This is a genomic window from Pseudonocardia sp. (assembly GCF_050246655.1).
Lineage (GTDB): Bacteria > Actinomycetota > Actinomycetes > Mycobacteriales > Pseudonocardiaceae > Pseudonocardia.
Window position 1 is genome coordinate 158,611 of the sequence record NZ_JBFWVQ010000002.1, and the last position, 6,874, is coordinate 165,484.

Annotated in this window: 5 protein-coding genes and 1 pseudogene; 2 read left to right on the forward strand and 4 right to left on the reverse strand. The window is 76.2% G+C overall.

The genetic code is table 11. The annotated features are described in order from the left end of the window. Window positions 1-69: 69 nt before the first annotated feature. The 3 genes from AB7J25_RS01445 to AB7J25_RS01455 are packed head-to-tail and all read right to left on the reverse strand — an operon-like array spanning window position 70 to window position 3,009. Window positions 70-1,452: an MFS transporter gene (locus AB7J25_RS01445; RefSeq protein WP_428504122.1), complete on the reverse strand. Its 1,383-nt coding sequence runs from the start codon at window positions 1,450-1,452 to the stop codon at window positions 70-72. Window positions 1,453-1,478: 26 nt separating this feature from the next. Beyond that, window positions 1,479-2,102 carry an RNA polymerase sigma factor gene (locus AB7J25_RS01450; protein WP_428504124.1) on the reverse strand — a complete coding sequence of 208 codons (624 nt, stop codon included), beginning with the start codon at window positions 2,100-2,102 and terminating at the stop codon, window positions 1,479-1,481. 19 nt (window positions 2,103-2,121) lie between these two features. Further along, on the reverse strand, window positions 2,122-3,009 hold the full coding sequence (locus AB7J25_RS01455) for a hypothetical protein (RefSeq protein ID WP_428504126.1): 888 nt from the start codon (window positions 3,007-3,009) through the stop codon (window positions 2,122-2,124). 103 nt (window positions 3,010-3,112) lie between these two features. Between AB7J25_RS01455 and AB7J25_RS01460 the strand changes: the two genes are divergently transcribed. Together AB7J25_RS01460 and AB7J25_RS01465 are read left to right on the forward strand one after the other, a co-directional pair. Next, window positions 3,113-5,008, forward strand: coding sequence for a hypothetical protein (locus AB7J25_RS01460; RefSeq protein WP_428504128.1), 1,896 nt, complete (start codon window positions 3,113-3,115; stop codon window positions 5,006-5,008). Further along, on the forward strand, window positions 5,005-6,555 hold the full coding sequence (locus AB7J25_RS01465; protein ID WP_428504130.1) for a hypothetical protein: 1,551 nt from the start codon (window positions 5,005-5,007) through the stop codon (window positions 6,553-6,555). The genes AB7J25_RS01460 and AB7J25_RS01465 overlap by 4 nt, the downstream gene beginning before the upstream one ends. 16 nt (window positions 6,556-6,571) lie before the next feature. On the opposite strand, the pseudogene AB7J25_RS01470 reads toward AB7J25_RS01465, so the two are convergent. Then, window positions 6,572-6,874, reverse strand: a pseudogene (locus AB7J25_RS01470) (3-isopropylmalate dehydratase small subunit); the annotation flags it as partial.

Sequence of the window (6,874 nt, forward strand, 5' to 3'; positions counted from 1 at the left end):
CCGCACCGCGAGCGGTGCGGGGGTCGCCCGCCCTTCCGGCCCGGTTCACGGACGGGCGGCCCGTCCGGTTCAGCCGTATCCACGGACGGCGCCGCTCGCGTTCAGCAACAGCACGAGCAGGACGGGCAGCACGGCCACCAGCACCGTCACGACCACCGCCGCCACGACCCGGACCGCCGGACCGTGCGCGTATCCGCGGGCCATCACGACGACCGCGGCCACCATGAACGGGGTGGCGAGCATCAGCCCGTACTCGGGGCCGAGGAGCTCCCAGACGACCGTGGCGCCGATCGTCGCCGTCATGCGGCCGAAGCTGCGCACCGCCGAGAGCGACCCGAACGCCGACCAGCGCAGCCCGGCGGGCGCGACCTGCGCGACGCCGACGTGCTCGGCCGCCTCGATCGCCCCGCCCGCGGCGCCCGCGGCGGCGAAGCACAGCGCGAGCTCGGCCACCGTGCCCGAGGCGAACGCGAACCCCGCGTAGGACGCGAGCAGCGACGCCACCCCGGCGGCCATCACCGGCACCGGTCCGGCGCGGTCGACCCAGCGCCCGCACAGCGGGCTCGACGCCGCGGCGGCCAGCCGCCACAGCAGGTAGAGCAGCACCGCCATCGCGGCCGGGCCGAACGGGACGTCGCGGCTCTCCAGGAGCTTCGTCGCCCGCAGCACGAGCAACACGGCGGCGAAGTTGGCCAGCTCGAACAGGGTGATACCGGTCATCAGCCTGCCCAGCGGGCCGGTGTAGACGGCGCGGACCCGCAACCGGGGAGCTGGGACCTGCGCCACCGCGGGAACGGCACGTCCGCGGCGGCGCAGGAGCACGATGCCGATCACCGTCGCGATCAGCCCGGGGACGACGGCGGCGAGCAGGGCCGAGCGGACGCCCGCGACGGCGAGCACCGCGAACGCGAGCAGCGGCCCCCCGACCGAGGCGAGGTGGTGCATCCCGCGCTCGAACCCGAACGCGCGGCCGTAGCCCGCGGAGGCGACCCGCTCCGGGACGGCCGCGTAGCGCTGCGGGGAGCGCAGTCCGCGCGCGGCGGCCGACCCACCGCGCAGGACCCCCACCTGCACCGCCGACGCGGCGACCGCCACCAGCCCGGCGAGGAGCGCCATCACGGCGTAGCTGCCCGCGCTGATCCAGCCGCGCCGCCTCGGGTTCTCGGCCAAGGCGCCACCAGCGAGCCGGGCCGCCCCGTCGGCGAGGCTCGCGAGGCCCTCGATCACGCCGAGCGCGATCGGGGACGCGGCCAGTGTCCCGGCGAGAAAGGCCGGCATCAGCGCGGTCGCGGCCTCGTCCGAGGCGGTGGAGCACAGAGTGGCGGTGCGCCCGGACCGGACCCGGCCCGGTGCCGGTGCGGTCGCGAGGGCTGTGCTGGTTGGAGGGCTCGTCGGCGGGCTCGTCGGAGGGCTCGTCGGCGGGCTTGTCGGAGGGCTCGTCGGCGGGCTCATCGGAGGGTCCTTCCGGGGACGGCGGTTCAGGCCGCCGGGTCCAGGTCGTTGCGGTCCGCGCCGTCGAGCTCCGCCAGCGCGGCGCGCAGGCGGCGCAGGCCGTAGTGGACGCGGCTGCGGACGGTGCCCGGCGGCACCCGCAGCTCTGCGGCCATCTCGTCGTAGGCGCGGTCACGCACGACCGTGCCGAGCACCGCGGCGCGGTGCTCCGGGGTGATGCGGGCGAGCGCGGCCACGAGATCGGCCCGCAGGAGCACCCGGTCGGTGGCCGAGGCCCCGCCCGTGGGCGCGGGTTCCGGCGGCGTCGTCACGTAGGTGCAGGGGCGAGCCGCCCGGGCGCGGAGCATGTCGAGCGCCACGTTGCGGACCACCACGAGCAGCCAGTGCCGCAGCGGCGCGCCCGAGCCTGCGCCGGGGTCGAAGGAGGCACACGCCCGCCAGGCGCGCAGGAAGGCCTCCTGCGCGGCGTCTTCGGCCGACGCCGAGTCGCCGAGGACCGCGCGGGCGCGGCCGAGCAGGGCGGCGCGGTGCTCCGCGTAGGCGGCGGCCATGCCGTCGGAGGTGCAGAGGCGCGCGCAGCCCGGCCGGCAGCCCGGCCGGGCTTCCTCGGCCGTGTCCCCCACGGGGACCGGGAGCTGCGAGATCGTCATGCCGGCAGCGTGCTCTGGCTCACTGTACGGCCGCTGAGCAGCGACTTCGTGCCGATCTCGCCGCGGATCTCACCCCCGACCGCGCCGCCGGGCTCCCGGCGCGCAGCAGCGCGACCCCGAGGGCGTAGGGCACCAGCGTGCTCATGAACGGGATCGTGAGGACGAACGCCGTCCACGCCCCGACGGCGCCCGCGGTGCCCGGCAGCAGGGCCGCGACCGCCACCCCCGCGACGACGAGCCCGGCGAGGCCGTATCCCGCGCGGGCCACACCGCGGAACCCGAGGGCGGCGGCGAGCGCGCCGAACCCGGCGTGGGCGAGCACGAGGTAGGCCAGCTGCGTGAGGTCCGACCACACGAGCAGCACGGTCATGAGCCCCGGCTCGCCGTCCAGCCCGGTGAGGTAGGACGCGGCCCACCACGCCGCGTCCTCCACCGCCGCCTGCTGCGCCGCCGCGCCGGACGCGACGACCGCGCCGCGCAACAGCAGGTTGAGCAGGTACCCGGCGCTGCCCACGACGAGCGCGACGACACCGAGCGCTGCCGGGCCACGCCCGCCGGACCCCACCCGCAGCGCGAGGACGACCGCGCAGGCGAGCAGGACGGCGCCCGCCGCGCCCAGCACGGCGGCGTTGACGAGCATCAGGCCGGGCTCGCGCGCCGTCGGCGGGCCGGTGAGCCCCGCGAGGGTGAAGATCCCCGGCCCGGCGAGCACGAGCCCGCTCGCCGCGGGATCGTCGGGCCCGCGCCGCACACACCAGAGCACGGCCGCCCCGTAGGCGGCGAGCACCGGGGCGGCGACGGCGACGGGCGGCGCCAGGGCCGTCACGACGAGGATGAGCAGGAGCCCGAGGGGCCAGCCGGTCCAGGCGGCCGCCAGGCTCGGGCGGGGACGTGGGAGAGATGCCATGCGCGCAGGGTGTTGAGGACCGCCCAACAGCTGTCGAACAGTTGCTGAGCAGCCGCTGTCGTAGGCTGCGGCGACCTGGGAACGTGGACGCCGAGGGGGGCTCGTGGACGGCGTGAGCGCGTTGCGCGAAGCGATCATGAGCGTGCCGGTGCCGGGTTCGCCGCCGCGGTTCCTGCGCGCGGACGCCGTCACGGGCCTCGGCTACCTCGACGCCGCCCTGCGCCTGGACCACGTCCGCAGGCTCACCGAGCGGCTCACCGTCGTCGCGCACCGCTCCGCGCACCGCACCACCGAGGTCGACGTCAACCTCGCGGGGCTCGATCACGGCCTGCGCGAGCACGGCGGCACGGTGTGGGTACCGGTGTCGCGGATCGCGCGGCGCAGCGTCGCCCCGGTCGAGGTCCGCGACGGCGCGGGCGACCGGCTTCCGCTGCTCACCCAGCACGAGCTCTCGCGGCAGCTCGCCGCGGGGCTGTACCGGTTGCTGTTGGGGATCCTGCACAGCCACCCGAACGCCCGCGGCACCTCGCTGCTCGACGAGCTGCTCACCCAGGCCCACGAGGCGCGCTGGCTGGTGCAGTCCGCGATGGCGAGCCTGCTCACCGACCAGCACCGGCCCGAACCGGACGAGATCATCGGCACCTCGTCGCACGGCACGGTGTCCGGCCAGGGTGCACGCCACCGCAGGCTCGCGCTGAAGGTCCTCGACGACTACGCCGACGAGCTCGCCGACTACTTCGCGCTGTTCGACGTCGCGGTGAACGACCACCTGCTCGTCGTCCCGCTGGACGCCTCCCGCGACGAGCACCTGGTCCGCTACGAGATGCCGCTCTACGCCGACGAGCCCGACGCCGGCCGGTCGCTGCGGCGGGTGGGCCGCAAGCTGCGCACCGGCGCCGAGGGCTACTCCCTGACCTACTCCAGCCGCATCTCCTCCAGCGTGCGCTCCTACCAGCTCGTCCTGGAGACCGAGCCGGGTGTGCACATCGAGCGGATGTTCCTGTCCACCGACGCCGACTCCGAACTCGTCGACGAGCTGCACGCGGACCTGGGCGTGCTCGCCAGGCGGCTCGCGCAGCCGCCCGCGGACCGCGCCGACCGCAAGATCCTGGAGCTGCAGACCCACACGACGCTGCGCAAGCTCGCCGACCTCGTCCGGCGCCGCGAGTGGGACACCGACCACGCGGGCGTCGACCTGCCCACCACGCTGCCCGAGTGCGCGGTGCTCGCCCGCGTGGCGGTCTCCGGGGAGGGCGTGGAGTCCGACGAGCACGGCGTGGACAGCTCGATCCTGCGCCACCCCCTGCTCGACGCCACGCGGCTGCGGCGGGCCGCCCAGGAGCTGCGCGGCGGCGAGGCCCACCGGGACCTGTCCGTGGAGCGCGACCCGGAGAGCCACCGCGCCCACGCCTACTGGCGCGGGCCCGCCGCCGACGCCCGCGGCAGCAGCCAGGTGGGGATCTACGCCGCGGCGCTGCTACGCGACGCCACCGCGGCCGGGCCGAGCGCCGTGCGGCTCTACGGCTTCGCGGTCGCCGCCATGGGCTACCTGACGGCGTGCTTCCTCACCGGGTCGGTGTGGCCGTTCGACGCGGCCGGGGTGGCGCGGATGGGCGCGGTCGACGACCCCGACGCGCTCATCGCGGTGCTCCTGCTCGTCCCGGGCTTCCTCTACACGCGGCTGGCGCTGCCGGACCGCACGTCGGTGGCCGGGCGGCTGCAGGCGCTGTCGCGGCTGGTGGCGAACCTGTGCGTCGCCGTCGTCGCGGTGGCCGCCGCCGCGATCGCCGCCGCGATGTCGGGGACGCTCATCGCCGCCACCCTCGCCGCGATGATGATCGTCCCGGTGCTCGGGGCACTCGTGCTCTTCGTGCGCAGGCCCGCCCGCAGCGACCGGGCCGAGCTGGTGCGCCTCGGGGCGCCCCGCTGGCTGGACCGGACCGCACCCGCGCCCGTCACGATGGACGCACGGTTCTCCTCGATCGGCGGTGCGGAGTGAGCTTCCCCGACGAGGAGCCGCGCCGCAGCCCCGCCACCGGCCGCCTCGCGGACCTCGCCCGCGCCGGCTATCTCGGCCTGCCGCGGCCGTCGATGCGGGTGGAGTTCGAGATCCACCACGTCGTGGACGGGCCGGGGCGGCTGCTCGGCATCCTGGACGGCGCCGCGGGCGGGCTCGCCGAGACCCTGTCCGCGGGCGGCAACGGCGTCGGCGTCGTGGTCGGCACGCGGCTGGCCGAGCATCCCGCGCAGGGCGTGTGGTCCCCGCTGCACCTCCAGCCCGGCACCACCCGCCAGTCCTTCCACGGCAGCGCCCGGCCCAACCCGACGTTCCAGCACGCCACCGCGGACCGTTTCGAGGCCGTCGTCTGCATCGAGGACGAGCCGCGCCGGGTCACGCTGCGCCACGGCTTCGCGCTGCGCGACCTGCTGCACGAGGTGTCGGAGGTGTCGCTGCGGGAGCAGGCGCCGCTGGTGTCGCTGCAGTGCCCGGCGCAGATCCCGCCGCACACGTCCCGACGGGTCGTCGGCGCCACCACCACGCGCGCCGTCGACAGCTCGCGGTCCTCGTCGCTCGCGATGCGGTTCTCGATGGCGCTGGCACGGCCGCGCGCGGCCGCACGCCTGCGGATCGCGGACCGGCTCGCGGCCTTCTGCAGGGAACGCGGCCTCGGCCTCTGGCTCGCCGACACCCGCGCGGGCTACCACGACGGTGACTGGTTCATCGTCTCGCGCCACGACCGCTCCACCGCCCGGGCGCGCTACGACACCCGCCCGGGCGGGCGTCACGGCGCGAGCGCCGAGGGCTGCCTGCCCGTCACCCTCGTCGGGCCCGCCCGGCTGGGCGCGGTGCACGCCGTCGCCGCGTTCCTCGCCCGCTGTCCCGACGCCGGCGTGCTGGCCTGCTCGATGACCCCGCTGGACGACCTCGCGTTCGTGCACCTGCAACTCGCCGTCCATCGCGCCTCCCGGGGGCGGCTCACCGGGATCAACAGGGTGCTCACCGAGGGCCCGTCCGGCGGCGGCCCCGCGGACGTGCTGCCGCACATCCTCGGCGACCTGCTCGGCTGCCCGCCCGCCGACCCCGTCCCGGGCACGGTGCTCGCCGACGCCGAGGACTACCAGGTGGTCGTCGGCCCGGCGCTGCCCGTCGTCGCGGACACGACGACGGTGCGGCTGCCCGCCTGGTTCTCCTGGACGATGCGCGCCCGCCCCTCCGGCGACGGGCTGCGCACGATCGTGGGGACGTTCACCGAGGCGCTCGCGTCCCTCGGGCTCGGCGGGGAGGACCAGGCCGCGCCGTCCATCGAGTACCTCGTGTGCCGCCAGGTGGGGCCCTCCCGGCTGAAGGGCAAGGGCAAGCTCGGGGTGCCGCGGGCGCTGGTCGACGCCCGCTTCCCGGCCAGCCGGGCGACCGCGCCGACCGGGCGGATGTGCAACGCCCTGGAGTCCGCCTGGCGGGCGCGACTGGCCGCCGCGCCCGGCGGGGAGGACGTGCTGGCGCTGTCCGTGTCGTGGCGGGAGTCCTGGCTGGGCCACTGGACGTGAGCGCGGGCTCCCGTGATCAGGACGTGACGGGCAGCCGGGCCGGCCGAGCCCCCTCGAACGTCGCGATGTACTCCGCGTGGCGCATCGTGAGCCCGATGTCGTCGAGGCCCTCCAGCAGCCGCCAGCGGGTGTAGTCGTCGATGTCGAAGCGGATCGTCAGGTCCTTGGCCTGCACCGTCCGCTCCACCAGGTCGACGGTGACCTCGGTGCCCGGCTCGTTCTCCAGCAGCTTCCACAGCAGCTCGACGTCCGGCTGCTCGACCCGCGCCGCCAGCAGGCCCTGCTTGGCCGAGTTGCCGCGGAAGATGTCGGCGAACCG